Annotated in this window: 24 protein-coding genes, 1 tRNA gene, 1 pseudogene and 1 riboswitch; of the genes and pseudogenes, 13 read left to right on the forward strand and 13 right to left on the reverse strand. The window is 60.5% G+C overall.

The features are described from left to right. Positions 1-34 precede the first annotated feature (34 nt). Positions 35-204, forward strand: a riboswitch (M-box (ykoK) riboswitch). A 60-nt stretch (positions 205-264) separates the two neighbouring features. Next, positions 265-1,266, forward strand: a complete 1,002-nt coding sequence (locus tag INF68_RS16120) for a magnesium transporter (protein ID WP_023311069.1) — start codon at positions 265-267, stop codon at positions 1,264-1,266. Here the strand turns inward: INF68_RS16120 and hpxK are convergent. The 7 genes from hpxK to hpxU all read right to left on the reverse strand — a co-directional run bounded on the left by hpxK (position 1,232) and on the right by hpxU (position 7,603). Further along, entirely contained in the window at positions 1,232-2,524 is a 1,293-nt protein-coding gene (gene hpxK, locus INF68_RS16125; RefSeq protein WP_227412883.1) for an allantoate amidohydrolase, read from the reverse strand. The genes INF68_RS16120 and hpxK overlap by 35 nt on opposite strands. Continuing rightward, positions 2,491-3,732 carry an alanine--glyoxylate aminotransferase family protein gene (locus INF68_RS16130; protein ID WP_126787233.1) on the reverse strand — a complete coding sequence of 414 codons (1,242 nt, stop codon included), beginning with the start codon at positions 3,730-3,732 and terminating at the stop codon, positions 2,491-2,493. Before INF68_RS16130 ends, hpxK begins: the two co-directional genes overlap by 34 nt. A 13-nt stretch (positions 3,733-3,745) precedes the next feature. Then, entirely contained in the window at positions 3,746-4,483 is a 738-nt protein-coding gene (locus INF68_RS16135) for an amino acid ABC transporter ATP-binding protein (RefSeq protein WP_045354547.1), read from the reverse strand. Further along, positions 4,464-5,120 carry an amino acid ABC transporter permease gene (locus INF68_RS16140; RefSeq protein WP_064791110.1) on the reverse strand — a complete coding sequence of 219 codons (657 nt, stop codon included), beginning with the start codon at positions 5,118-5,120 and terminating at the stop codon, positions 4,464-4,466. The genes INF68_RS16135 and INF68_RS16140 overlap by 20 nt, the downstream gene beginning before the upstream one ends. After that, positions 5,120-5,785 (reverse strand): amino acid ABC transporter permease, encoded by a 666-nt coding sequence (locus tag INF68_RS16145; protein ID WP_109844516.1) that lies wholly within the window; start codon positions 5,783-5,785, stop codon positions 5,120-5,122. Before INF68_RS16145 ends, INF68_RS16140 begins: the two co-directional genes overlap by 1 nt. Positions 5,786-5,789: 4 nt before the next feature. Then, entirely contained in the window at positions 5,790-6,572 is a 783-nt protein-coding gene (locus INF68_RS16150) for a transporter substrate-binding domain-containing protein (RefSeq protein ID WP_109844517.1), read from the reverse strand. Between the two features lie 191 nt (positions 6,573-6,763). After that, entirely contained in the window at positions 6,764-7,603 is an 840-nt protein-coding gene (hpxU, locus tag INF68_RS16155; protein WP_047346836.1) for a MurR/RpiR family transcriptional regulator HpxU, read from the reverse strand. Positions 7,604-7,746: 143 nt separating this feature from the next. Here hpxU and hpxW point away from each other — a divergent pair, with 143 nt between their 5' ends. From hpxW to hpxZ, 4 genes are read left to right on the forward strand one after another with little or no spacing between them, the layout of a single operon-like run. Next, positions 7,747-9,330, forward strand: coding sequence for an oxamate amidohydrolase (hpxW, locus tag INF68_RS16160; RefSeq protein WP_126787234.1), 1,584 nt, complete (start codon positions 7,747-7,749; stop codon positions 9,328-9,330). Positions 9,331-9,340: 10 nt separating this feature from the next. Beyond that, entirely contained in the window at positions 9,341-9,529 is a 189-nt protein-coding gene (gene hpxX / locus INF68_RS16165; RefSeq protein ID WP_109844551.1) for an oxalurate catabolism protein HpxX, read from the forward strand. After that, positions 9,526-10,923 carry an AtzE family amidohydrolase gene (locus INF68_RS16170; RefSeq protein ID WP_193525359.1) on the forward strand — a complete coding sequence of 466 codons (1,398 nt, stop codon included), beginning with the start codon at positions 9,526-9,528 and terminating at the stop codon, positions 10,921-10,923. Before hpxX ends, INF68_RS16170 begins: the two co-directional genes overlap by 4 nt. Continuing rightward, a complete protein-coding gene (hpxZ, locus tag INF68_RS16175) occupies positions 10,920-11,306 on the forward strand; it encodes an oxalurate catabolism protein HpxZ (protein WP_109844520.1) in 387 nt (128 codons plus the stop codon). Before INF68_RS16170 ends, hpxZ begins: the two co-directional genes overlap by 4 nt. Positions 11,307-11,355: 49 nt before the next feature. Here hpxZ and puuE read toward each other — a convergent pair whose 3' ends face one another. The 3 genes and pseudogenes from puuE to INF68_RS16190 form a co-directional block, all read right to left on the reverse strand. After that, positions 11,356-12,255, reverse strand: a complete 900-nt coding sequence (gene puuE, locus INF68_RS16180; RefSeq protein WP_227412886.1) for an allantoinase PuuE — start codon at positions 12,253-12,255, stop codon at positions 11,356-11,358. Continuing rightward, positions 12,173-13,047 (reverse strand): annotated as a pseudogene (hpxA, locus tag INF68_RS16185) (allantoin racemase). Before hpxA ends, puuE begins: the two are co-directional and overlap by 83 nt. Beyond that, positions 13,047-13,763, reverse strand: coding sequence for a GntR family transcriptional regulator (locus INF68_RS16190; protein WP_010429412.1), 717 nt, complete (start codon positions 13,761-13,763; stop codon positions 13,047-13,049). Before INF68_RS16190 ends, hpxA begins: the two are co-directional and overlap by 1 nt. Positions 13,764-13,907: 144 nt before the next feature. On the opposite strand from INF68_RS16190, the gene INF68_RS16195 reads away from it, so the two are divergent. Both INF68_RS16195 and guaD read left to right on the forward strand, forming a co-directional pair. After that, on the forward strand, positions 13,908-15,404 hold the full coding sequence (locus tag INF68_RS16195; RefSeq protein ID WP_029741848.1) for an NCS1 family nucleobase:cation symporter-1: 1,497 nt from the start codon (positions 13,908-13,910) through the stop codon (positions 15,402-15,404). Positions 15,405-15,507: 103 nt separating this feature from the next. Next, positions 15,508-16,824 (forward strand): guanine deaminase, encoded by a 1,317-nt coding sequence (gene guaD / locus INF68_RS16200; RefSeq protein WP_126787258.1) that lies wholly within the window; start codon positions 15,508-15,510, stop codon positions 16,822-16,824. On the opposite strand, the gene uraH is transcribed toward guaD, so the two are convergent. Together uraH and uraD are read right to left on the reverse strand one after the other, a co-directional pair. Then, positions 16,804-17,127 carry a hydroxyisourate hydrolase gene (gene uraH / locus INF68_RS16205; RefSeq protein ID WP_059445850.1) on the reverse strand — a complete coding sequence of 108 codons (324 nt, stop codon included), beginning with the start codon at positions 17,125-17,127 and terminating at the stop codon, positions 16,804-16,806. The two genes, guaD and uraH, sit on opposite strands and share 21 nt — an antisense overlap. Beyond that, entirely contained in the window at positions 17,124-17,624 is a 501-nt protein-coding gene (gene uraD / locus INF68_RS16210; protein WP_126787238.1) for a 2-oxo-4-hydroxy-4-carboxy-5-ureidoimidazoline decarboxylase, read from the reverse strand. The genes uraH and uraD overlap by 4 nt, the downstream gene beginning before the upstream one ends. 238 nt (positions 17,625-17,862) lie before the next feature. On the opposite strand from uraD, the gene hpxO reads away from it, so the two are divergent. The 3 genes from hpxO to INF68_RS16225 are packed head-to-tail and all read left to right on the forward strand — an operon-like array spanning position 17,863 to position 21,016. Continuing rightward, the gene (gene hpxO / locus INF68_RS16215; RefSeq protein ID WP_126787239.1) at positions 17,863-19,017 is read left to right on the forward strand and encodes an FAD-dependent urate hydroxylase HpxO; all 1,155 of its coding nucleotides are present in this window, start codon (positions 17,863-17,865) and stop codon (positions 19,015-19,017) included. A gap of 17 nt (positions 19,018-19,034) precedes the next feature. Then, positions 19,035-20,069 (forward strand): molybdenum cofactor-independent xanthine hydroxylase subunit HpxD, encoded by a 1,035-nt coding sequence (gene hpxD, locus INF68_RS16220; RefSeq protein ID WP_126787240.1) that lies wholly within the window; start codon positions 19,035-19,037, stop codon positions 20,067-20,069. Between the two features lie 11 nt (positions 20,070-20,080). After that, positions 20,081-21,016: a PDR/VanB family oxidoreductase gene (locus INF68_RS16225; RefSeq protein WP_126787241.1), complete on the forward strand. Its 936-nt coding sequence runs from the start codon at positions 20,081-20,083 to the stop codon at positions 21,014-21,016. A gap of 43 nt (positions 21,017-21,059) precedes the next feature. On the opposite strand, the gene INF68_RS16230 is transcribed toward INF68_RS16225, so the two are convergent. Continuing rightward, a tRNA-Ser gene (locus INF68_RS16230) sits at positions 21,060-21,147 on the reverse strand. Between the two features lie 277 nt (positions 21,148-21,424). On the opposite strand from INF68_RS16230, the gene INF68_RS16235 reads away from it, so the two are divergent. From INF68_RS16235 to INF68_RS16245, 3 genes are all read left to right on the forward strand, one after another. Beyond that, positions 21,425-22,561: a D-alanyl-lipoteichoic acid biosynthesis protein DltD gene (locus INF68_RS16235; RefSeq protein WP_126787259.1), complete on the forward strand. Its 1,137-nt coding sequence runs from the start codon at positions 21,425-21,427 to the stop codon at positions 22,559-22,561. 128 nt (positions 22,562-22,689) lie between these two features. Continuing rightward, complete coding sequence (locus INF68_RS16240) at positions 22,690-23,808, forward strand: MBOAT family O-acyltransferase (protein ID WP_126787260.1); 1,119 nt, start codon at positions 22,690-22,692, stop codon at positions 23,806-23,808. Next, positions 23,805-25,238, forward strand: coding sequence for an AMP-binding protein (locus INF68_RS16245; RefSeq protein ID WP_126787242.1), 1,434 nt, complete (start codon positions 23,805-23,807; stop codon positions 25,236-25,238). The genes INF68_RS16240 and INF68_RS16245 overlap by 4 nt, the downstream gene beginning before the upstream one ends. Positions 25,239-25,255: the final 17 nt, after the last annotated feature.

The following is a 25,255-nucleotide window of genomic DNA, read 5'->3' on the forward strand; positions in this document are numbered from 1 at the left end:
AAATTTAAATAAGCGTATTATTCCTCTCGTTTTACAACGATCTCGTTATGGCGAGGCTCCTGTACAAATACACGTTATCGCTCTGGTAGGTTCGAGAGAACCGACACAGGGTAAAACAGGCACTGTCGAATCAAGGCTTTGTCAGTATAACTTCCCTCGCGGGATACGGTGTACAGTGCTGAACCCAGGACGTGGGGATCTCCTCTTCGACATGCCCTGTCTTGCTCGCCCCTGAGAGATGTTATTATTCAAAGGGAATTCACTATGTCTTACGCTATTCACAACCAGAATCTGGCATTCAATGACAGCGCCATTGCGCAATATATGAATACCGATTTTATTGTCCTCGATATTTCATTATGCGTGGCGCTGGCGCGCGAGCAATTCTTCGAAAAATTAAAAGACGACGATATTCCGTCTCATATTTTTATTGAAGACAATGGCCGCCTGGCGGGCATGATTGCCGTGCGCAAGTTGCTGCAAACCGCCGATACGGTACAGCCGGTGAAATCGCTGATGATTTCGCAGTTTTTGCAGGTCAAACCGGAGGATGAACGTGCCGACGTTGCCGGACTGCTGGCACACGGCGGCGCGGATGTGGTGCCCGTGGTCACCCACGGCAAGCTCGTCGGCTGCCTGACCGAGCGCGAAATCGCCCATCTGCTGGAAGATGACGTCACCGAAGACGCCCAGCTTCAGGGGGCAACGCTGCCGCTGGAGAAGCCCTATCTGGACACCAGCCCGTATAGCCTGTGGAAGAAACGTTCCGTCTGGCTGCTGCTGCTGTTTGTCGCGGAGGCCTACACCAGCTCGGTGATCCAGCATTTTGAAGAGGCGCTGGAGTCCGCCATCGCGCTGGCGTTCTTTATTCCGCTGCTGATCGGCACGGGCGGCAACAGCGGGACGCAGATCACCTCCACCCTGGTGCGCGCCATGGCGCTGGGGGAAGTCCGCCTGCGCGACGTTGGCCGCGTGCTGCGTAAAGAGATGACCACCTCGCTGATGATTGCCGCCACGCTCGGTGTCGCCGGGTGCATTCGCGCCTGGATGATGGGGATTGGGCTGGAAATTACGCTTATCGTCAGCCTGACGCTGGTGTGCATTACGCTCTGGAGTGCGATTGTGTCGTCCGTGATCCCGATGGTGCTCAAGCGCTGCGGCATTGACCCGGCGGTCGTCTCCGCGCCGTTTATCGCGACGCTTATCGACGGCACCGGGCTGATTATCTACTTCAAGATCGCGCAATATACGCTGGGGCTGGAGTAACGCGGTCCGCCAGCTGGATCACCGCTCGCGAAAACACCTCAATAGCCAGGGCGACATCTTCAGCCATCACCGATTCCGCCGGATGGTGGCTGACGCCCCCTTTGCAGCGCACAAACAGCATGCCGACCGGCCAGCGTTCCGCGATGGCAATCGCATCGTGGCCCGCACCGCTGGGCAGCGATAGCGAGCGCCCCTGTACCGATGTGACGGCCTCCCCCAGCACCTTTTGCAGGTGGATATCGCACGGCGTGGCGGCAATGCGGTAAAACTCCTCGGCGCTGAAGTCCAGACCGCGGCGCGAGGCGATCGCCTGGGCATGTTCCAGCAGGTCGTTAAGCAACCGATCAAGCGGCGCATCCTGCGGACCGCGAATATCCAGCGAGAGCTGAACCTCGCCGGGGATTACGTTCACCGCCCCCGGCAGACAGCGCAGCTCGCCAACCGTCGCTACCAGGTTGCCGCCCTGCTGTCGGGTAGCGTTTTCAATGATAACCATCCACTCGGCGGCGGCGGCCAGCGCGTCCCTGCGGTGGTGCATCGGCACGGTTCCCGCGTGCCCGGCCTCGCCGGTGAAGCGGCAGTTCAGACGGCGCGCGCCGTTAATGGCTTCCACCACGCCAAGGGCGAGCGCCTCCTGCTCAAGGCATGGCCCCTGCTCAATATGCAGCTCCAGATAGGCGCTGAAATCCTCCTGACGGCGCGCGGCATGCAGCACGCGGGCAGGATCGAGCCCCACCAGGGTCATCGCCTGCGCCACGCTGATCCCGCTGGCGTCGGCTTTTTCCAGCCAGCCCTGCGGCCAGGTGCCCGTCAGCCCCCGGCTGCCTAACAGCGTAATGCCGAAGCGGGTCCCCTCTTCGTCGCAAAAGCCGACAATCTCGATGGCCTGCGCCAGATGCACACCCTGCTGGTGCAGGCTGTCCACCACCTCAATGGCGGCAAGCACGCCGAGCATGCCGTCGTAGCGCCCGGCATTGCGCACGGTATCGAGATGCGAGCCGAGCAGCACCGCCTGCGCCCCTTCCTGCGCGCCCTCATAGCGTCCACAGATATTGCCCACGCTGTCCTGCCAGACGGTCATTCCCGCCTGGCTCATCCACTGCCCCACCAGCTGGTTGGCCTGCAGATGCTGGGTGGAGAGATAGACCCTCGTCAGCGCATCCGGGGTTTCGCTGATGGCGGCCAGCGCGTCGGCGCGGGCCATCACCCGTTCTGCCGCCGGGCTCATTGCGGCGTCTCGCGGCGATAGTGGTCCCATGCGGCCTGCATGGCGGCACCCTGCGTGGTGGAGAATTTCAGATAGTTCAGGACCGACTCCAGCGCGCTCAGGGTGGTCATCACGCAGTCCTTGCGCGCGTTGTAGCCCATGGTGCCGATGCGCCACACCTTGCCGTGCAGCGGGCCAAACGAGGTGCCGATTTCAATCCCGAAATCCTCCAGCATCAGCTTACGCACCTGGTCGCCGTTGACGCCCTGCGGGATAACCACGCCCAGCACGTTGTTCATCTTGTGCTTCAGGTCGCCAAAGGTCTCCAGCCCCATCGCCTGAATGCCCTTCAGCAGCGCATCGCCGTGCAGCTTATGGCGCGCGATGCCGTTATCCAGCCCTTCCTGCAGGATCAGCCGCGCGCACTCGCGGGCGCCAAACAGCGCGGTCGTGGCTTCGGTATGGTGGTTAAGACGTTCCGGCCCCCAGTAGTCCATCACCATGCCGAGATCGAAGTAGTTGGAGTAGATCATCTCCTCGTCGCCGTCGCGGTGGGCGTCGGTGCGTATGCCTTCCTCAACGCATTTGCGGCGGCGGATCGCCTCCTCCATGCGCGCGCTCAGGGTGATCGGCGAGGTGCCAGACGGGCCGCCGAGGCATTTCTGCATCCCGGCCGAGACGGCATCCAGCCCCCAGGCGTCGGTCTCCAGCGCGTTACCGCCGAGCGACGCGGTGGCGTCGGTATAAAACAGCACGTCGTAGCGGCGGCAGATAGCCCCAAGCTCCGCGAGCGGCTGCAGCATGGTGGTGGAGGTGTCGCCCTGCACCGTCAGCAGCAGGCGCGGACGAATACGTTTAATCGCATCCTCGACCTGGTCCGGGGTAAACACCTCGCCCCACGGCACCTCGATGGTATGCACCTCCGCGCGGCAGCGGCGGGCAATTTCGCACAGCAGATGACCAAAGCGGCCAAAGACCGGCACCAGCACCTTATCTCCCGGGCGGATGGCGGAGACCAGAATGGCTTCAATCCCCGCGCGGGAAGTGCCGTCCACCAGCATTGTCCAGCGGTTATCTGTGCGGAACACCCCGCGATAGAGCGCCATCACCTCGTTCATGTAGTGGGTCATGGCCGGATCGTACTGGCCGATCAGCTGGCTCGACATGGCGCGCAGCACGCGCGGGTCGGCGTTGATCGGGCCCGGCCCCATCAGCAGGCGCTGGGGCGGGTTGATTTGCGGAAAGCGTGCGATATCCATTTGTCAGTCCTTATCAGTTGAGGCCGCGCACGGAGGAGATGAACTGCTTCAGTTCCGTGGTCTGCGGGTTGGCGAACAGCGTTTTGCTGTCGCCCTGCTCCCAGACTTTCCCCTGGTGCATAAACACCACGCGGTCGCCCACTTCGCGGGCAAAATTCATTTCATGGGTAACCAGTATGAGCGTCATCCCCTCGGCCGCCAGCTGCTCCAGCACCTTGAGCACTTCGCCCACCAGCTCCGGGTCGAGCGCGGAGGTGATCTCGTCGCAGAGTAAAACTTTAGGCGACATCGCCAGCGCGCGGGCAATCGCCACGCGCTGCTGCTGGCCGCCGGAGAGGCTCGACGGGTAGTAATCCAGACGATCGCCTAAGCCCACTTTCTCCAGCATCTGCTTCGCCAGCTCGCGGCATTCGGCGGCGCTTTTCTTCAGCACCCGACGCGGGGCGAGCATCACGTTTTCCAGCGCCGTCATGTGTGGGAACAGGTTGAAGCTCTGAAACACCATTCCGACCGAGCGGCTGATTTCGCGCGCCTGAGAATCCCGGTCGGTAATGGTCATGCCGCCCAGCTTGATGCTGCCGTCCTGATAGCCTTCCAGTCCGTTGATGCAGCGCAGCAGCGTGCTTTTGCCCGATCCGCTGCGCCCGATAATAGAGATCACCTGGCCCATGTCGATATCCAGATCGACGCCCTTGAGCACGTGGTTATCGCCGTAGTACTTCTGCACCTGATTAATGGTGATGAGAGGCATTGAATTTCGTCTCCAGATAGCGGCTGTAGCGCGACAGCGGATAACACAGAATAAAGTAGCCCAGCGCCACCAGCGCAAAGACCTTAAACGGCTGATACGTCACGTTGGTCAGCATGGTCCCGGCCTTGGTCAGCTCGATAAAGCCGATAATCGACGCCAGCGCGGTGCCTTTAATCACCTGCACGGCAAAGCCGACCGTCGGGGCGATACCGATGCGCAGCGCCTGCGGGGCGACGACGCGAAACAGGGTCTGGCCGAAGGTCAGCCCCAGACAGCGCGACGCTTCCCACTGCCCTTTCGGCAGGGCGCGAATGCTGCCGTTCCAGATATCGAGCAGAAACGCGCTGGTGTAGAAGGTGAGCGCCAGCGAGGCGGCGGTCCACGGCGAAACGTCGATGCCGAACAGCGCCACGCCGAAGAAGGCCAGGAACAGCTGCATCAGCAGCGGCGTGCCCTGAAACAGCTCAATATAGCCGCGGATGATGCGCCTGACCGTGCGCCCGCCCGTGAGGCGCAGCAGCAGGAGCGGCAGCGTCACCGCCGCGCCGCCGACGAAGGCCACCAGCGACAGCAGTACCGTCCAGCGCCCGGCCAGCAGCAGGTTGCGAATAATGTCCCAGTCGGTAAAGGTGGTCATCATGCCTGCACCCCCAGCCATTTGCGTCCCGCCGCCATCATCAGCTGGCGCAGGGTAATCGACAGCGCTAAGTAAATCCCGGTTGTCACCAGATAAACCTCAAAGCTCAGAAACGTTCTGGACTGGATCAGGTTGGCGGCGAAGGTCAGCTCTTCATACGAGACCTGCGACACCACCGACGAGCCGAGCATCACGATGATGCACTGGCTCACCAGCGCCGGGTAAATGCGCTGCAGCGCGGGCGGCAGTACCACGCGGATAAAGGTCTGCAGGCGGGTCAGCCCCAGCACGCGTCCGGCTTCCCACTGCCCTTTCGGCGTGACCTGAATGCCCGCGCGGATAATCTCGGTGCTGTAGGCGCCCAGGTTTACCACCATGGCCAGCAGCGCCGCTTCCCCCGCCGTCATCTTCAGCCCAAGATTCGGCAGGCCGAAGACGATGAAAAACAGCTGCACCACAAACGGCGTGTTGCGGATAATTTCCACGTACGCGCCCCAGATCCGGCTGAACCAGGTGGTGCGTCCGCTGCGGATCGCCGCCCCGAAGATCCCTATCGCCAGCCCGCCGACGGTGGCCATCACCGTCAGCTGAACGGTGATCCACAGCCCCGCCAGCAGCTCCGGCCAGTACGGCCAGAGCGCGGAGAAATCAAGTTGCTCAGTCATCGGCTCAGGCGCCAAGGTTGGCCGGCAGCGGGGCCTTCAGCCACTGTTCAGACAGGCCGTTCAGCGTGCCGTCCTTGATGCCCTGCTCAATCAGCGCGTCCACTTTTGCCTTCAGGGCCGGTTCGTTTTTCTTCAGGCCAATAAAGCACGGCGAATCTTTCAGCATAAAGCTCGGCACCGGGGCTTTATCCGCGTTCTGGCGCGAAATGGCCGCCACCACGAGGTTGCCGGTTGCCACGTACTGCACCTGTCCGGAGAGATAGGCGGAGAGCGTGGTGTTGTTATCTTCGTAGCGCTTCACGTCCGCGTCTTTCGGCGCCAGGCTGGTCAGCACCATGTCCTCCACCGCCCCGCGCGTCACGCCGATGGTTTTTCCGCTCAGCGCCGCGGCGTCCTTCAGCTCGGCCCCTTTCGGACCAAACACGCCGAGGAAGAACGGCGCGTAGGCGCGGCTGAAGTCGATTACCTTCTCGCGCTCCGGGTTTTTACCGAGGCTGGAAATGACCAGATCCACCTTATCGGTTTGCAGGTACGGCACGCGGTTGGCGCTGGTCACCGGCACCAGCTGCAGCTTGAGCTTCATCTGTTTGGCCAGATAGCGCGCCATGTCGATGTCATAGCCCTGCGGCTGCAGGTCGGTCCCCACCGAGCCAAACGGCGGGAAGTCCTGCGGAACGGCAATGCGAATGGTGCCGCGCTTCTCGATATCCTTAAGCTGGTCAGCCTTTGCCGGCAGCTGTGTGAAAAGACATGCGGCCCCGGCCAGTGCAATCAACAATTTTTTCATGGTGCTTCCCCGTAACGTTAACATGAAACAAAAGATTCTTTGAATGTGATTTTGCAACTAATGTGCCAGATAGGGCGAAGCGGGGAATATTCTTGTAAAGCCTGATAAAACGCGGACTGGTCGAAAAAACCTGCGTTTTCCCGACCCGCCACATGCACCATTTCAATGCAAAGCACCAGCCTGATGCCCCATTATCGTTGTTCGAGTTCGTCCAGCTGCTGGTAGAGGGAGGCAATTTCGTGAATACGCGGACGGCCTTTATCGAGAATTTCATGCAGGAAAGCGTTTGCCAGCAGGTTGATCAGGCTGTTGACCGAGGAGTAGCTGTCATAGGCCGAGACGCTGTCCAGCGGGGCGCAGAGCTGCCAGCTCGCCAGCGGAAACAGGCTGTGCGCCTGCGGCTCGCACATCAGCAGCACCGGAATGCCGCTGCTCTGAAGCTGCTGCATCAGCGGGCGGATGATGCGCGGGCGGCGGCGAAAGGCCATCATGACCACCAGATCGTCCGGCGTTAAATCCACCAGCTCCTCGCTCAGGCTCTGCCCCGGCTGCGGCAGGACCAGCACCTGACCGCGCGCCTGCAGCAGCTGCTGACGCAGGTGCAGCGCCGCCGGATAGGCGTTACGCATGCCGATAATGACGATGCGCCGCGCCTTCACCATGCAGGCCATGGCGTCGGCAAACTGCTGCGCGTCGAGGGCATTGACCCACTGGGTCAGGTTCGCCATCTCCTGCTTATAGTGGCGCGCCAGCAGCGTATTGCCCTGCACCGCGTCGCGGTTATCGGTGAGCGGCATCCCGCTCTGGCGCAGGGTGCGCAGCTCGTCGCGCATGTCCTTGTATTTCTCATAGCCCAGACGCTTAAACAGACGGCTGACCGTGGCTTTCGACACCCCGCTCAGCTGCGCCAGCTCGGCGCTGTTGTAGCTAATCAGGTCATCAAAATGGTCGAAAATAAAGTCCGCCACCCGCTGCTCCTGCGGCGACAGCGACGGGTACTGTGCTTTCAGACGTTCATCCAGTTGTTCCATAGCGCCTCTGTAACTTTTGTTTCATCACATTGTACCTTTTATTATGCGTATTCATTATACGTGCCAGTTTACTGAAACTTTTTTTTCAGAACTGGAACAGCTTTTGCAGCACCTTATGACTTTCAGGGTTACGAGGACGCTTTATGCAAAGTAATGTCTCCACGCACGGCATGGCCGTTGCGCCCCACCATCTTGCCAGCCAGAGCGCGCTGGCGGTACTGCGCGAAGGCGGCAGCGCGATAGAGGCGATGGTCGCCGCGGCGGCCACCGTTGCCGTGGTTTACCCGCACATGAACGGGCTGGGCGGCGATGGCTTCTGGCTTATCGTGCCGCCGGAAGGCGAACCTGTCGCCATTGATGCCAGCGGCGCGGCGGGATCGCGCGCAACGCTCGCCACCTACGACGGGTTGGCGCATATTCCCCACCGCGGCCCCCGCGCGGCGCTGACCATCGCAGGCACGGTGAGCGGCTGGGACGAGGCGCTGAAGGTCTCGCGCGAGATGACCGGCAAGGCGCTGCCGCTGGCCCGCCTGCTGGCCGACGCCATTGACTATGCGCAGAACGGCACGCCGGTCACGGCCTCGCAGGCCCATGCCACGGCCAGCAAATTCGACGAGCTGAAGGAGATCCCCGGCTTCGCGGAAACCTGGCTGGTGGACGGCAAGCCGCCAGAGGTCGGGAGCCGCTTTTACCAGCCCGCCATGGCCACGACGTTGACGCGCCTGGCGGAGGACGGTCTGGACAGCTTTTACCGCGGCCCGCTGGCGGACGTGCTGGCGCACGGCATGGAGACGCTGGGCCTGCCCGTGACGCTGGCCGATTTGCGCACGCACGTCGCCCGGCGCACCGCGCCGCTGAGGCTGCAGCATCAGCAGGGGGAGATCTTTAACCACGCCCCGCCGACGCAGGGGCTGGTCTCGCTGGCGATACTCGGCATCACCGACCGCCTGAATATGGCGGAGGCCGACGACGCCGACACCATTCACCGCATCGTTGAAGCCACCAAGCTGGCCTTTGGCCTGCGCGATGCCCACATCACCGACCCGCGCGAGCTGAAAACCGATATTCAGGGTCTGCTGGATCCCGCCGCCCTGCAGGCGCTTGCCGACAGGGTTGACGACGGACGCGCCGCGCCGTGGGGCAGCGGAAAAGGCCCCGGCGATACGGTGTGGATGGGAGTGATGGACAGCAGCGGGCTTGCCGTGTCGTTTATCCAGAGTATCTATCACGAGTTCGGCAGCGGCGTGGTGCTGCCCGACACCGGCATCGTCTGGCAGAACCGCGGCGCATCGTTCAGCCTCGATCCCGATAGTCTTCTGGCCCTCGCGCCGGGCAAGCAGCCCTTCCATACCCTGAACCCGGCGGCGGCGCGTCTTAAGGACGGGCGCGTGATGGTCTACGGATCGATGGGCGGCGACGGCCAGCCGCAAACCCAGGCCGCGCTCTTTACCCGCTACGCGATTCAGGGCGTGCCACTGCAGGAGAGCATTTCCCGCCCGCGCTGGCTGCTGGGGCGCACCTGGGGACAAACCTCGGACACGTTAAAGCTGGAAGGACGCTTTACCGCTGAGACGGTCTCACGGCTTCAGGCGCTCGGACACGAGGTGGAAATCTTCCCTGACTTCAGCGAAGCGATGGGCCACGCGGGCGCGATTGTCCGCCACCCCAACGGGCTGTTCGAAGGGGCATTTGACCCGCGCAGCAACGGCGCGGCCGCCGGATTCTGAGGAGAAAACAATGACGACACAACAACCCGACTGGCAGGCGTATCTGGCGCAAATGGAGTCCGTGCTCGGCGTGACGCTGGACGATGCCCGCCGCGCCGAGCTGCAGGTGCAGTTCAGCCGCATTGCAAACATGGCCGCCCCGCTGATGTCGCTGCCGCTCGACGACCGTCTGGAGATCGCAGGAGTGTACAAAGCATGAGGCTACACGAGATGAGTATCAGCGCGATCCAGCATGCGCTGGGCGCGGGCGAGCTGAGCGCTCGCGAGATTGCCCGCCAGACGCTGGAGGCGATTGCGCGCGTGAATCCGCAGATCGGCGCCTGGACCGCCGTGACGGAAGCGCGCATGCTCGCCGAGGCGGAGAGCATCGATACCCTCCGCCGCGAAAAGCGCCCCCTGCCGCCGCTGGCGGGCGTACCCTACGCGGTAAAAAACCTGTTCGACGTTGCCGGCCACACCACCCTTGCAGGGGCAGAGCTGTTCAGCCAGCGCCCCGCCGCGGCCGCTGACAGCTTCGCGGTGCGCCAGCTGCGCAGCGCGGGCGGGCTGCTGACCGGGATGGTGAACATGGACGCCTACGCCTACGGCTTCACGACCGAAAACAGCCACTACGGCACGACGCGTAACCCGCACGATCTGGCGCGCATTGCGGGCGGCTCGTCCGGCGGCTCGGCCGCCGCCGTGGCCGCCGGGCTGGTGCATTTTTCGCTCGGCACCGACACCAACGGCTCGATTCGCGTTCCGGCCTCCCTGTGTGGCATCTATGGCCTGAAGCCCACCTTTGGCCGCCTGTCACGATCCGGCAGCCATCCGTTTGTCGCGAGCCTCGATCATATCGGCCCCTTTGCCCGCCGCGTGTGCGATCTGGCGTCCGTATACGACGCGCTGCAGGGCCGGGACAGCAGCGACGCTTTTCAGGCAGAGAGCTCGCGCGAGCAGACGCGCCCCCTGCTCGATCGCGGGCTTGATGGCCTGCGCTGCGCGGTGCTCGGCGGCTATTTCACCACCTGGTGCGACGCAGACGCCAGAGCCGCCGTGGCGCGGGTAGCGAAAGCGCTCGACGTGCAGGATGAGCTGCAGTTCCCTGACGCCGAGCTGGCGCGCTCCGCGGCGTTTATCATCAGCGCCTCCGAAGGGGGAAATCAGTACCTGCCCGCGCTTCGCCGCGAGCCCGAGCGTTTTGAGCCGCACTCTCGCGAACGCCTGCTGGCCGGGGCGATGATCCCCTCCGCCTGGTACATTCAGGCCCAGCGGTTTCGCGCACACGCCCGGCAGGCGTTTAAAACCCTGTTCGCGCAGGCCGACGTGCTGATCGCCCCGGCGACGCCGCGCAGCGCGACGCTCGCGGGTGAGCAGACCATGGAGATTAACGGCCAGCCGCTCCCCATTCGCGCCAGCATGGGGATGCTGACCCAGCCGATTTCGTTTTTGGGCCTGCCCGTGACCACCGTTCCGCTGCGCACCGCCCAGGTTGCGCCGATTGGCCTGCAGCTGATTGCCGCGCCGTTTAACGAGCAGGCCTGCCTGCGCGTAGCGCGCGTGCTGGAAGAGAGTGGGATCGCCGACGCGCGTCCGGCGGAGGTGGCCGCATGATGAATCACGATGACATTAACCTGCCGTGGGTGGTTGCCGAGGTGACCGCCGCGTTTTACCGCTATGAAGACGCGCTGGTGAGCAACAACGTTGCGGTGCTGGACGAGCTGTTCTGGCACGACAAAAACACGGTGCGTCTGGGGGCGGGTGAAAACCTGTACGGGATTGATGAAATCCGCGCCTTTCGCGCGGCGCGCCCCGCCGCCGGGCTGCAGCGGACGCTGCGTCACACCGTGATTACCACCTTCGGGGAGGATTATGCCGTGTGCAGCACCGAGTTTACCCGCGAGGGCACGGATCGCATTGGCCGCCAGCAGCAGACGTGGGTGCGGTTTGCCTACGGGTGGCGGATCGTGGCGGCGCAGGTGAGTTTGATGTCGTAAGATAGCTGGCCGGGTAAGGCGCAACCGCCACCCGGCTAAACACGACACATTACTTCTGAAACGGATGCACTTCCCGCCAGTGGTCGGCAATCTGCTGGCGGGTACAGACCCAAACCCGCTCGTGCTGCTGCACATAATCCAGGAACCGCTGCAGCGCGCGAAAACGCCCCGGACGCCCCAGCAGGCGGCAGTGCATGCCGATGGACATCATCTTCGGCGCGCTTTCCCCCTCTTCGTACAGCACGTCAAAGCTGTCCTTCAGATACGTATAAAACTGCTCGGCCGTGTTAAACCCCTGCGCGGTGGCGAAGCGCATGTCGTTAGCATCCAGCGTGTATGGCACAATCAGGTGTGGTTTACGGGTGCCGTCGCCGCAGGCCACTTCCGTCCAGAAGGGCAGATCGTCGCCGTAGTAGTCGCTGTCATAGTCGAAACCGCCGTGCTCCACCACCAGCTGGCGGGTGTTGGGGCTGTCGCGCCCGGTGTACCAGCCCGTCGGTGGCTTGCCAAACAGATCGGTCAGTACATGCACCGCTTTCTGCAGATGCTCGCGCTCCTGGCTGATATCCATATTCTGATAATGGATCCAGCGCCAGCCGTGGCTAACCACGTCGTAATCCGCCGCTTTGATCGCCTCAACAATATCCGGGTGACGCGCCAGCGCCATCGCCACGCCAAAGACCGTCAGCGGCAGGCCGCGCTTTTGAAATTCACTGTGGATCCGCCAGAATCCGGCGCGGCTGCCGTATTCGTAGAGGGAGTCCATCGACATGTGTTTATCAGGGTAGCTGGCCGCGCCGATAATGTCCGACAGGAACTGCTCGGATCCGGCATCGCCGTGCAGAACGTGGTTCTCCGCCCCTTCCTCATAATTGAGCACAAACTGCACGGCGACGCGCGCCTGATTCGGCCACCGCGCGTGCGGCGGGTTGCCCGCGTAGCCGCGCAGATCCCGCGGGTAATCCTGTTCAAAAAGCCCCATTGCCACCCCCAAAAATTAAAATGGATTCAGTGCCTGAAACTGTCCGCTTAACGCTTTTTTCTCCGGGAACGCCAGATCCCCGTGCTTGCTGGTCGACAGCCCCAGCGCCACCAGCGATTCCACCATCTTCACCGCCGCGCTGACGCCGTCGATGACCGGCACGCGCAGCTCGCGCGTCAGCTCCTGCGCCAGCGTCGCCATGCCGCCGCAGCCCAGCACGATGGCGCCGCAGCCGTCCTCCTTCAGCGCCTGTATACAGCGCGCACGCACCTTCTCCTGCGCCAGACCGGTGCCGTCTTCCAGCGCCAGCACCGGGAGATCGATAGCGTGCAGCGCCGCGCAGCGATCGTGAAATCCATACTGGTGCAGCAGATGGCGGGCAATAATCAGCGTGCGCGGCAGCGTGGTGACCACCGAAAAGCGCGTCGCCACCAGCGTCGCCATGTGCATCGCGGCTTCGGCGATGCCGACCACCGGCCCCTGCGCCAGCTCGCGCGCCGCCAGCAGGCCCGGATCGCCAAAGCAGGCGATGACGTGACCGTCCACGCCCTGCTCTCTGCCGAACTTGACCTGTTCGAGAACCCCCACGGCGGCGATGGCTTCATCAAAGTGGCCTTCTATAGACGGCACGCCCGCGCTCGGGCAGACCGCGAGGATCTCCGTTCCCGGCGCCGCCACCGCGCGGGCCGCCGCGCCGATGGTTTCCGTCATCGCGAGGCTGGTGTTGGGGTTGATCACTTGTATACAGACAGAGGACATTACGACTCCTTGTGGCCGGCAAACAGCCGGGCAAAATCAGGCAGACACTCGCCCGCCCGCTCGAAGCAGAGGCTGGCGACGATATGTTCAAAATGGTGCATTAAGGCATCGCTGAGCGGCTGGAGCGCCTTCTGGCGCAGCAGATCCACAAGCTGTTCGTGATCGTTGCAGCGACACCCCTGACGCCACGGCGCGCCCCAGGTGGCAATCACCAGCGACGAGCGCTGGCTCAGGCCGGTCACCATTTCCGTCAGCACCTGGTTGCCGGAGATGGCCTGCAGCTGAATGTGGAAATTGGCGGAGTGGCGAATTGCCGCCGGGCCGTCGTACGCCTCGTGCGCCTGCTGCTCCTGGCGAATAATGGCCTCCAGCGCGGCAAGGTGCGGCGGCTGGCAGCGGGCCAGCACGTCTGGCAGGTTTGCGACCTCCAGCAGGGCGCGGGTGCGGAAGATGTGCTGCGCCTCTTCCACCGTCGGGCTGGCGACGTGTGCACCACGCTTGGGCGTTAAGGTGACCATTTGCACAGCCGCGAGTCGTTGAAGCACCTTGCGGATGCCCGTGCGGCTTACGCCAAAGACCTCGGCTAGCGCCTCCTCCGGCAGTTTGCTCCCCGGCAGAAGCTGATGTTCGACTATCGCGGTCATCAGCGCCTGAAAGATCGATTCATCTTTGTCATGCAGGTCTGGCGCGGTCTGCAGGGCATTTATGTTGTTCATTTACCACTCCGTCTTTTACTCTTCGCTATCGAATCGTATACATAAAAATAAAATATTGCATACAAGATTTATTATTTTGGCCTGGATCCTGCAACACCGTCTGCACTCCCGCTTAACGGGTTTTCATTCACAGGAGCAGGTTTCATGCCAAACAGTCAAAACGCGCAGCAGGGTACGGCCGCTGATTCCGGTGCGGTTTACAGCCCACGTCTTTGCAATGAGGATCTGGCACCGACGCGTGACCAGAACTGGAGCTGGTACAACATTTTTTCGTTCTGGATGTCGGACGTTCACAGCATGGGGGGTTATGTTGTCGCCGCGAGCTTCTTTACGCTCGGGCTGGCAAGCTGGCAGGTGCTGCTTTGCCTGCTGGTGGGAATTTGCATCGTGCAGCTGTGCGCCAACCTGGTGGCCAAACCGAGCCAGATGGCGGGCGTGCCCTATGCGGTGATCAGCCGTCAGGCGTTTGGCGTCTTCGGGGCCAATATTCCGGCGGTGATCCGCGGGCTGATTGCCTTCGCGTGGTACGGTATTCAGACCTATCTGGCCGCCAACGCCCTGATGCTGGTGGCGCTGAAGTTCTGGCCGTCGCTCTCTTCGCTTACCACAGGCGCGTTCCTGGGCCTGTCGCATCTCGGCTGGATCTGCTTTGCCATTATGTGGGTACTGCAGGCGATGGTTTTCTGGCACGGCATGAGCGCCATCAAGCGCTTTATTGATATCGCCGGTCCGGCGGTCTACGTGGTCATGCTGGCCCTCGCAGGCTGGATTGTATACAAGACCGGTTTTGACGGCATTTCCTTCACTCTCGCCAGCAAATCCCTGAGCGCGGGCGAGCAGACCTGGCAGATGATCACCGCGACCGCGCTGGTGGTGTCTTACTTCTCCGGCCCGCTGCTCAACTTTGGCGACTTCTCCCGCTACGGCAAAAGCATGGGCGAGATCCGCCGCGGCAACCGCTGGGGCCTGCCGTTTAACTTCCTGCTGTTCTCCATCGTCACCGTGGTGATTGTCTCCGGCACCCAGTCGCTGTTTGGCCGCATGATCACCGACCCGATCGAAACCGTCAGCCGCGTGGGCAACGATCTGGCCGTGGCGATTGGCCTGCTGACGATGATCACCGCCACCATCGGGATCAACATCGTCGCGAACTTTGTCTCCCCGGCGTTTGATTTCTCTAATTGCTCGCCGCAGAAAATCAGCTTCCGCACCGGGGGCATGATTGCCGCCGTCGGCTCGATCCTGCTCACCCCGTGGAACCTGTTCAACTCGCCGGAGCTTATCCACTACACCCTGGACGTGCTCGGGGCGTTTATCGGCCCGCTGTTCGGCATTCTGATTGCCGACTTCTACCTGATTAAGCGCGGCAAGGTGTCGGTTGACGATCTGTTCGACGACACGCCAAAGGGCAAATACTGGTACCGCAACGGCTTTAACCCGAAAGCCATCGGCGCGCTGATCCCGTCCGTTGCCGTGGGCCTGGTGATTAGCTTCATCCCGGCCCTGCATGAGGTGGCGAACTTCAGCTGGTTTATCGGCGTCTTCCTCGGCGGCGTGACCTACCGCTGGCTGGCGCGGGAAGATCGCGAGACGGCGGGCGCGACGTCGTTCAGCTCCCGCGTGGCAACGCAAAAAGAGTAAACCCCCTCCTTCCGGCCGCAGCTTAGCTGCGGCCCGTTCATTCTGGCACCGTTCTTGCTGCGCCTTCTCACCCCGCTACGCAAACACTAAGGCAGGAACCATGATGGATTACCAGACAGCGATCCGCGGCGCATTTTTTGATATTGCCCAGGCCTGCGACAGCGCAGACGCGATTGCCCAACACGCGCGCTATCTTGAGGACGGGGTGCTGTTTATACAGAACGGGAAAATTCTGGCGCACATGCCGTGGCAGGAGGGCGAGCAGTATCTTGACCCCCAAAAGGGCTACACCGACCTGCGCGGCAGGCTGCTGCTGCCCGGTTTTGTCGATACCCACGTCCATTATCCGCAAACGGAGATGATCGGCGCCTTTGGCGAGCAGCTGCTGGAGTGGCTGACCACCTATACGTTCCCGGTGGAGAGCCAGTTTTCCGATGAAGCCTACGCGAAAGAGATCGCCGAATTTTTCATTCAGCAGCTGGTGAGCAACGGCACCACCACCGCGCTTGTGTTTTGCACGCTGCATCCGGAATCGGTAGAGGCGCTGTTTACCGAAGCCCTGCGCCTGAACATGCGCCTTATCGCCGGAAAGGTGATGATGGACAGACACGCGCCGGACTACCTGAGCGAAGACGCGAAGCAGAGCTACCGGCAGACGCGGGCGCTGATCCAGCGCTGGCACCACCGGGGACGGCTGGGCTACGCCATTACCCCGCGCTTTGCGCCGACCTCATCCCCCGAGCTGCTCGCCGCGGTCAGCCTGCTCAGAGAAGAGTTCCCTGATACCTGGATGCAGACCCACCTGAGCGAAAATCCCAACGAAGTGGCCTGGGTGAGCGACCTCTGGCCGGAGCACGAGCGCTATCTGGACGTGTATCACCACTACGGCCTGACCGGCGAGCGCAGCGTGTTTGCCCACGCGATTCATCTTCACCACAGCGAGTGGCAGTGCCTGCACGACACCGGTTCGGCGGTGGCGTTTTGCCCCACCTCTAACCTGTTTCTCGGCAGCGGGCTGTTTCGCCTGCCCGCCTGCTGGCAGCACAGGGTACGCATGGGCATCGGCACCGACGTCGGCGCGGGCACCACCTTCAGCATGCTGCGTACCCTGGGGGAAGCCTACAAGGTCGGCCAGCTTCAGAGCTACCGCCTGCGCGCCAGCGAAGCATTTTATCACGCCACGCTGGGCGGCGCGCACGCCCTCAGGCTCGACGATAAGATTGGCAACTTCGCACCCGGCAAAGAGGCGGATTTCGTGGTTATCGACCCTGACGTGACGCCGCTGCAGCGCCTGCGCAATCGCCGCTGTCAGGATATCTACGAGCAGCTTTTTGTGCTGATGACTCTCGGCGACGAGCGCAACATCAGCGAGACCTGGGTCAACGGCGAGCGGGTGTGGTCAACTGCCCCGGTAGGTTGACCACCCGCCGGGCGCAATCACAAACGGCAGGTGGAAATGTTCGTCTGCCGTTTCTCCCGTCACAAAATCAATTTGCGCGCAGGGCCAGATCGTGCCGCGACCGGTTTCGCTAAACCACGCGCCGATCTCCGCCACCAGCCGATAGCGGCCCGCGGGCAGGAAAGGGACAAATTCGGTGATGCGACCATTAGCGTTGGTCACGCCCGTCGCCATGATTTCGCCCTCCCGTTCGAGATGGACCGTCACGCCCTCTGCGGGTTTGCCCGTCGAGATATCCAGAATATGGGTGCTAAGTGTGCTCATTCGCTAATGACTCCTTCCAGCCGTAGCAGCGTAATTTCCCGCAGCTGTTCCAGCGCGGCACGGACTTCCTGCGCGTCGCTGTTCTCCAGCCGCGCGTGCAGCGCCTGTAAAATCTCCTCGCCGCTGCGGCCCTTCGCGCGGATCAGAAAGACGCGTCCGAAGCGGGCCTCGTAGCGGGCATTTCCCTCACGCAGCGCCCGGGCAAGGTCAGCATCGCGATCGTTCACCTCGCCCTGCTCCTGGCGCGACAGCGCTGCCTCCGCCTGTAAGCCCGCGGGTTTTTCCCCGATGCGCGGATGGGCGTTCAGGGCCTGCGCCAGCGCCGCGTCGTCCCAGTTTTGCGTCAGCGCGTTTGCCGTACTGAACAATTCGTCCCGGCTGGCGTAGGGCCGCCCGCGAACCAGCGCATCGGCCCAGCCGGGGAGCGCCACGCAGGGATGAATCAGCGCTAACGCCTTTTCGTGAGGAAGATGATTGAAGTCGTGCAGTGCGATCATAGCGTCTCCTTTATTGTCTTCCTTCGGGTATTGCACAAACCACGCCACTCTGAGCGCGGGCGTGAAACAGTCGATTCCGTATAGCTCAACTGGAAATTTTTGATTCAAAAAAAGGCACGCTCACCGCGCTTACGCACCTTAGCAGTGCAAACGTCCCCCTCACAACGCCGTTTTCGCCACTCTGCAGCCTGGTACGCAAATTGCTGAATGTCTTTACACCCTGCAAAAGGAGAGAAGCATGAGAGCAATCGTCATTGGTGCGGGTATTGGCGGCCTGAGCGCCGCCGTCGCGCTGAAGAAAGCGGGCATCGACTGTACCGTGTTTGAAGCCGTCAAAGAGATCAGGCCCGTCGGGGCGGCCATCTCCATCTGGCCTAACGGCGTGAAATGCATGCAGCACCTCGGCATGGGCGACATCATCGAGACGTACGGCGGGCCGATGCGTTTTATGGCCTACAAGGATTACCGGCGCGGCGACACCCTGACCCGCTTCAGCCTTGCCCCGCTGGTTGAGCGTACCGGCGGGCGTCCCTGCCCCGTCTCGCGCGCCGAGCTTCAGCGCGAAATGCTGGACTTCTGGGGGCGCGATAAAGTGCAGTTCGGCAAGCGCGTCGAACGCGTCCACGAAGACGACGCGGGCGTGAACGTGACCTTCACCGACGGCACCACGGCAGCCGGCGATTTTCTGATTGCCGCCGACGGCAGCCACTCCGCCGTGCGCCCGTACGTGCTGGGGTATACCCCGGAGCGCCGCTACGCCGGGTACGTGAACTGGAACGGGCTGGTGAAGATTGACGAAGAAATCGCCCCGGCGCACCAGTGGACCACCTTCGTTGGCGAAGGCAAACGCGTGTCGCTGATGCCCGTTTCCGGCGGACGCTTCTACTTCTTTTTTGACGTGCCGCTGCCCGCGGGCCTGGCGGAGGATCGCACCACCCTGCGCGCCGATCTCACGGGCTACTTCCGCGGCTGGGCGCCGCCGGTGCAGAAGCTTATCGCGGCGCTGGATCCTGAAACGACCAACCGCATTGAAATCCACGACATTGAGCCGTTCGACAGCCTGGTGCGCGGCAACGTCGCGCTGCTCGGCGATGCCGGACACAGCACCACGCCGGATATCGGCCAGGGAGGCTGTGCGGCGATGGAAGATGCCGTGGTGCTGGGTGAGTGCCTGCGTGAAAACCACAGCATCACGCTGGCGCTGCGGCAGTACGAGGCGCTGCGCTGCGACCGGGTGCGCGACCTGGTCCTGAAGGCCCGTAAGCGCTGCGACGTCACCCACGGGAAAGACATGGCGTTGACGCAGGCCTGGTATCAGGAGCTCAAAGAGGAGACCGGCGAGCGCATCATCAACGGTCTGTGCGAGACCATTCAGGGCGGCCCGTTAGGCTGAACGTAAGAGGGATAACGATGAAAAGAGAACCGACTCCACCCGCCCACTGCACGTTTGAGCCAGAGGACTGGCTGCGCCTGGCGAAATGCTGGCATCCGGTCGCGCGCGCCTGCGACGTTGGCCCGGCACCGGTTAAGGCGACCCTGCTGGACGAACAGCTGGTGATTTACCGGATCCACGACCAGGTCGTGGTCGCCCGTGACGTCTGCCCGCACCGCGGCGTGCCGCTGACGCTCGGCTTTCACGATGAGCACGGGATTATCTGCCCCTACCACGGCCTCCGCTTTGGGGAGGACGGCCGCTGCAACCGTATTCCGTCCAGCCCCGACCAACCCGTTCCGGCGAAGCTGAACCTGATAAACTACGCCGTGGAAGAGCGCTTCGGCCTGATCTGGACCTGCCTGGCGTTTGACCCGGACAATCCTGTACCGCTGCCCACCATGCCGCACTGGGATGACGACGGATTTCAGCAGATCAACTGCCCGGCGTTTGAGGTGAACGGCTTCGCCGGGCGTCAGGTAGAGGGGTTTCTGGACGTGGCGCACTTTGCCTGGATCCACACCGATACCTTTGCCGATCCCAGTAATCAGCTGGTTCCCGCCTATCAGCCGCAGGAGACACCGTTTGGCTTCGTCGCGGATTACTGGAGCTCCGTGAGCAACTATCCCGCCAGTTCACCCGTGCAGGCGCCAGAAGGGTTTCAGTGGCTGCGCCATTTTGAAATGCATCTTCCGTTTACCGCCACTCTGACGATTCATTTTCCGGGAGAATCGCGACTGGTTATCATGAACGCCGCGTCGCCGGTGTCATCGCGCGTCACCCGCATGTTCGCCCCTATCGCGCGTAACTTTGACCTGCATATTCCGGTGGAAGATGTACATGCCTTTAACCTGCGCATTTTTGAAGAAGATCGCCTGATGGTCGAAACCCAGCGCCCGGAAAGTCTGCCGCTGGACCTGACGCTGGAAGCCCATATTCCCGCCGATAAAAGCTCAATTGCCTACCGTCGGGGACTGAAGAAGATGGGCTTTGGCGAATTTTTCCTCGTATGACGGAGGCCGATATGCTGAGCGTAATTGTTGACGGGCTTTGGCGCGAGGGCGATAGAAGCCTCGCCGTCAGGCTGGTAGCTGAAGACGGTAACGCGCTGCCGGCGTGGCAGCCCGGCGCGCACATTGATGTGCACTTGCCCTGCGGCGCGGTGCGCCAGTATTCCCTGACCGGGGCATGTGGAGACGAGAGCTATCTTATCTGCGTGGGGCGGGAAACTGCCTCGCGAGGCGGATCGCGCTACGTTCACGAGACGCTGCGACCCGGGCAGAAATTAGCGATTTCTGCTCCGCGCAATCTGTTTCCGCTGCATCAGGCTGAGCGGGTGTTGCTGCTGGCGGCAGGCATTGGCATTACGCCGCTGTATGCAATGGCCCTGCAGCTGAAGGCGGCCGGAACGCCGTTTACGCTGCACTATTACGTCAAACGCCGCGAAAGCGCGGCGTTTACGCGCGAACTTTCCCGGTTCGGTGAGTGCCAGATTCATACCACCAGCCCGCGCACGGCGCTGGCAGAACATCTTCCGGTGGCTGAGTCGGGGCTTCACGCCTGGATCTGCGGTCCGGCAGGGTTTATGGAAAAAGTGCGAGACGTGGCGACGGCCAGGGGATGGGATGATGACCATCTTCACAGCGAGGCGTTTCAGCCTGTGGCCCCTGCCGCACTCGGTGACGCGGGCGAGATCTTTACGGTCAAACTCGCCTCGACCGGGGAGCGCTGGCCGGTGCCCGCGGATAAGACCATCGCTCAGGTATTACAGGAAAATGGCGTGGCGGTGCCGCTTTCCTGTGAGATGGGGATCTGCGGAGCCTGCCTGACGCCGGTGATTGACGGCGTGGCGGATCACCGGGATAGCGTGCAGTCGGAGGCGGAAAAAAGCGCAACGGACCAGCAGGTGGCGCTGTGCTGCTCGCGGAGCCATTCCGGGGAGCTGGTGATTGGGCTGTAAAACGAAAAAACCCTGCGATATCGCTATCGCAGGGTTTCGAATTTGGCGGAAGCGTAGAGATTCGAACTCTAGAACCCTTTCGGGTCGCCGGTTTTCAAGACCGGTGCCTTCAACCGCTCGGCCACGCTTCCAAAGTGAGGCGCACTATAAACATCTATTAGCGCCTTGTAAAGCAGGAATTTTTCTATTTTTACCCACCGGCGTTTGACTGCGCAAAAATCACCCATACGCTGCTCTCACGTCACTCACCTCGACCTTGTACATACCGTAACATAGCAACGCTCATCCTTTTAAATCGCTCTGGTATAGAATGCCTCAAAAATAGAAGGTCATTTGTTGTGTAATTGTTATAAATCTGAATTCCCGCAGATTTTAGACATTACTGCCATGCAGTGTTACGGGTTGATGATGAAAATCAAAAATACGCTTTGCTTACATATCCTGATGGCGACCCTGGCCATTTTGTTCCTCTGTGTTCACCCGCTGGTGACGAGCTTCAATCCGCGCCTCACCTTCCAGCCGCTGATTAAATCAATGGCGGGCACGCCTAAAGAACAAGCGGAAAAAATTGCGACTATTTCCCATGCCTTAGAAGGGAATGCTATTTTCTTCATTGGCGCATCTGAGGTTGCCACCTCAGAAGATGAACATTACGCTGTATATAATTACTTTAATAAGCAATTGCACAAACCCGTCGTGGCGTATGGCGATGCGTTCGTCGATGATGAAACGCAATTTTTACTGTTATCACGTTTTAAAAATAGCCTTAACGCAAACAGTAAAGTTGTTCTGCTTCTGGCACCTGACAGCTTTTACTCAAAAGGGCTGCCACCGGCTATCTATGCCGATAATTTTCCCGGCTCTATTTTTAATCCACTGATGAAGGATCCGCAGGCGCGCCCGCTGCTGGTTAATTATTTAAAGCATATTGATAGTAAAGAAATAAGCCATTTAACCTTTGGCCAAATGCGCGTCTTTGGCTGGCACCCCGATCTGATGTGGGACGAGCTGAGCTTCCAGTTTGCCAACGTCTGCACCCTGATAAAAAACGACTGGCTGGCGCTGCTCAACATCACGCCCCAGACGGTACAGCCCTGGCCGCAGCAGCCAACCGCCCACATTACCCCCGACTGGGATAAAGAGCTGGCGAATGCGCGCGAGTTAAATAAAAAACGCCAGCAGAGCGCGGCCACCCTGTGGATGGACAAAACGATTTACGAGGAGGACAGTACGCGGCAGCAGTGGGACGACACGCCGGTTGTGCCTGCGCAAATCGCCGCCTTCAGTAAAACCGTCCAGCTGCTTAAAGAACATCACGTGCAGGTGATTGCTATCGTCGACCCGGTTAACCCCTGGGCGCTTTACAATACCGATACCTTCCGCCCGGTGGATAAGCAAATTAAAACCATTCTGGAAAAGAACCAGATCCCTTATTTAGATATGTACGCCATGCCTTATCAAAATGGATGGAACTGGGATCGTTTGCACCCTTCCGAACTGGCCTGGGTTCCTATGATTCGCTTTATTGCACAGAGTTTTAAATAATGAAAATCGCGATCCGTCTTTTTTTCCTTTATCTCCTGCTGGCGATCACTATCGTCGCGTGGACCTCTGTCGATGACAGCATGAGTATGCAGCTGCATTTTGAATATCAAAAGTTCTGAGGCCGAATGATGTACAGCTCAGGAATGTTTTTTGTTTATTTGTTTTCATCCGCGCTGGCGTTTGCGCTGGTTAATCGCGTATTACGCCATCGTCTGACCTGGTTATCTGCGCTCTCTGTTCTGACGGCGCTGGGATGGGGATATATATTTCAGGGTGATTATATTGTCCCTGTCGCCGTTTTTTTCAGCTTTTATGTTTTTGCCACGCTAAAAGAGAAGGGATGGTTAAAAACGTGGCAGGCGATCGTTCTGACATTATTGCCGCTGCTGCTGGTGAAATTACATTTAAATAACCACTGGGGCATGATCGGCCTCTCTTTTATGACGTTCCGCGCGCTGGACGTGCTGCTCTATCGCAGTAAAAAAGAAGGTCAGAATTTCCTGCACTATTTCTGCTATCTGTTTATGCCCTTTATTATCCTGGCCGGCCCAATGTACCGCTGGCGGACATGGATGAGTGACGTCAGCAAGCCCGTATTTGCCCTTAACCGTGAACAGTTTTTAGTCGCGTTAGAGCAAATCATTACCGGCATTGTCCAGAAGTTCCTGTTTGCCATGCTGATTGATTCGCTTGTCGTGCAGCCCTGGAGCCATAAGCCGTTTACGCTGACCGTGGGCGTGGTGATGTCGATTGCCTACAGCACCTACCTGTACTTTGATTTTGCGGGCTACAGCAATATGGCCATCGGCGCAGGCCGCCTGTTTGGACTCAATATTCCGGCAAACTTCAACATGCCGCTTCTGGCAAAGAACCCGCAGGATTTCTGGCGCCGCTTCCACATCAGCCTGTCTGAATGGCTACGCGATGTGGTCTTTATGCCCGTTTATATGAACCTGATGAAATTCAACTTTTTCCGTCAGAACAAAACGCTGGCGCAAAATATCGGTATTTTTTGCACCTTATTCTGCATGGGGGCATGGAATGGCCTGGAACGCCATTACGTCATCAGCGGCGCGCTGTTTGGCGCGATTTCCGTCGCTCACAACATGCTGCTGTGGTCAGCCAAACGCAGCCCGGCATTGCACCGCGGCCTGCAGTATCCGGCCGTTGCGTTTTTAGGGCGAATTCTGACGCTGGGAAGCGCCGCGGGATCCCTTTACATCTTTAGTGGAATGTCACCTCTATGAAAAATCACTCCGATCTTCAGGAACTGCAGGATTTCTTACGTGCGGCATTATGCGATCCCGCCTCCCCGCAGCAGTTGGCCATCAGCGGCAGCGACGAAGCCTTAAGCTGGCTACAGCTTTCCGCTGCCGTGACGGACTGGGCGCAGCGCTATCAGCGCTGCCAGCCTGTTGCCAGTACGCCGGTCGTATTGTACGGACACCAGCAGGCCGAGTTCGCCGTGGCGATTTATAGCTGCCTGCTGCACAACATTCCGTACATCCCGGTAGACTGCATCTATCCGCAGGAGCGCCTGCGGGAGATCTGCCATCTGGCCAGCGCCCCTTACTATTACGACGTCGCGACCCGGCAGTTCATCGCCACCGGGGAACCGGGCAAGGTACTGGAGGAGCAGGATCTGGCCTATATCATGTTTACCTCAGGCAGCACCGGCAAGCCTAAAGGTGTGCAGATTGGGCGTGAAAGCGTATGGCACTTCATGAAATGGGTCAGCCAGGACTTTTCACTGCCGGAAAAACCGGTCCTGATGAACCACGCGGTATTCAGCTTTGACCTCTCCCTGATCCCTTTGCTGGCGAATCTGGCGATGGGCGGACACATCGTGCTGAACGCCAAAGAGGACATTCAGAAAGAGAACTGGCTGGAGCGACTGAAAAGCAACGCGGTCTCCGCCTGGGTTTCGACCCCCTCTTTTGCTTACCAGCAGCTGCTTTCCCCGCAGTTCAACAGCGAGTATTTGCCTGCGCTGAGCGTCTTTATCTTCATTGGTGAAGTGTTGAATAAAGCGCTGGTCAAACAGCTGCGCCGCCGTTTCCCGCAGGCCAAAATTATTAACTCCTATGGCCCAACGGAAGCGACCATCGCAACAACCGTCGTCGAGATCACGGATACGATCCTGAACAGCGACAGCGCCGTGCTGCCGGTGGGGGTCATGATGCCTGAGAGCAAAATGGAAATTTCCGCCGACGGCGAGCTGATTATCTGGGGTAAAAACGTCATGCGCGGCTATCTCGGCCTGCCGCAGGAGAACGCGGCGAAATTACTCCGTCGGGAAGATGAAGCGTTTCGCGGCTACCGTACCGGCGATCTGGGCTATGAAGCGGGGCTGATCTACTGCCAGGGCCGCAACGACAGCCAGGTCAAACTGAACGGTTACCGTATTGAAATCAACGAGATTGAAAACCGCCTGCTGGCCATGTCCGGCATCAACGAAGCGGTGGTTCTGCCGCTGATGAAATCCTGCGGCAGCGTGCTGCGCATTGCCGCGTTCTGCGTGACGGATATGGCGCCGGACACCATCAAAACGTCGCTGTCGAAGGTGGTTCCGCACTATATGGTGCCTTCACAAATTATCGTAAAAGACGCTTTGCCGCTGAATCCTAACGGCAAAATTGACCGCAAGCTGCTGGACGCTTACGCCCGCACAAATTAATGACTCCAGGAAAAATT

This window comes from Enterobacter cloacae complex sp. P16RS2, from assembly GCF_014982155.1.
Classification (GTDB): domain Bacteria; phylum Pseudomonadota; class Gammaproteobacteria; order Enterobacterales; family Enterobacteriaceae; genus Enterobacter; species Enterobacter cloacae_M.

Coding starts and splice junctions, on each gene's coding strand:
- hpxW (WP_126787234.1), top strand. CDS start 7,747: ATGCAAAGTAATGTCTCCACGCACGGCATGGCCGTTGCGCCCCACCAT.
- INF68_RS16170 (WP_193525359.1), top strand. CDS start 9,526: ATGAGGCTACACGAGATGAGTATCAGCGCGATCCAGCATGCGCTGGGC.
- uraH (WP_059445850.1), bottom strand. CDS start 17,127: ATGAGCACACTTAGCACCCATATTCTGGATATCTCGACGGGCAAACCC.
- uraD (WP_126787238.1), bottom strand. CDS start 17,624: ATGATCGCACTGCACGACTTCAATCATCTTCCTCACGAAAAGGCGTTA.
- INF68_RS16135 (WP_045354547.1), bottom strand. CDS start 4,483: ATGCCTCTCATCACCATTAATCAGGTGCAGAAGTACTACGGCGATAAC.
- guaD (WP_126787258.1), top strand. CDS start 15,508: ATGGATTACCAGACAGCGATCCGCGGCGCATTTTTTGATATTGCCCAG.
- INF68_RS16240 (WP_126787260.1), top strand. CDS start 22,690: ATGTACAGCTCAGGAATGTTTTTTGTTTATTTGTTTTCATCCGCGCTG.
- hpxZ (WP_109844520.1), top strand. CDS start 10,920: ATGATGAATCACGATGACATTAACCTGCCGTGGGTGGTTGCCGAGGTG.
- INF68_RS16245 (WP_126787242.1), top strand. CDS start 23,805: ATGAAAAATCACTCCGATCTTCAGGAACTGCAGGATTTCTTACGTGCG.
- INF68_RS16145 (WP_109844516.1), bottom strand. CDS start 5,785: ATGACTGAGCAACTTGATTTCTCCGCGCTCTGGCCGTACTGGCCGGAG.
- hpxK (WP_227412883.1), bottom strand. CDS start 2,524: ATGGGACCACTATCGCCGCGAGACGCCGCAATGAGCCCGGCGGCAGAA.
- INF68_RS16120 (WP_023311069.1), top strand. CDS start 265: ATGTCTTACGCTATTCACAACCAGAATCTGGCATTCAATGACAGCGCC.
- INF68_RS16150 (WP_109844517.1), bottom strand. CDS start 6,572: ATGAAAAAATTGTTGATTGCACTGGCCGGGGCCGCATGTCTTTTCACA.
- INF68_RS16140 (WP_064791110.1), bottom strand. CDS start 5,120: ATGACCACCTTTACCGACTGGGACATTATTCGCAACCTGCTGCTGGCC.
- hpxX (WP_109844551.1), top strand. CDS start 9,341: ATGACGACACAACAACCCGACTGGCAGGCGTATCTGGCGCAAATGGAG.
- hpxU (WP_047346836.1), bottom strand. CDS start 7,603: ATGGAACAACTGGATGAACGTCTGAAAGCACAGTACCCGTCGCTGTCG.
- INF68_RS16235 (WP_126787259.1), top strand. CDS start 21,425: ATGAAAATCAAAAATACGCTTTGCTTACATATCCTGATGGCGACCCTG.
- INF68_RS16225 (WP_126787241.1), top strand. CDS start 20,081: ATGCTGAGCGTAATTGTTGACGGGCTTTGGCGCGAGGGCGATAGAAGC.
- INF68_RS16190 (WP_010429412.1), bottom strand. CDS start 13,763: ATGAACAACATAAATGCCCTGCAGACCGCGCCAGACCTGCATGACAAA.
- hpxD (WP_126787240.1), top strand. CDS start 19,035: ATGAAAAGAGAACCGACTCCACCCGCCCACTGCACGTTTGAGCCAGAG.
- hpxO (WP_126787239.1), top strand. CDS start 17,863: ATGAGAGCAATCGTCATTGGTGCGGGTATTGGCGGCCTGAGCGCCGCC.
- INF68_RS16130 (WP_126787233.1), bottom strand. CDS start 3,732: ATGGATATCGCACGCTTTCCGCAAATCAACCCGCCCCAGCGCCTGCTG.
- INF68_RS16195 (WP_029741848.1), top strand. CDS start 13,908: ATGCCAAACAGTCAAAACGCGCAGCAGGGTACGGCCGCTGATTCCGGT.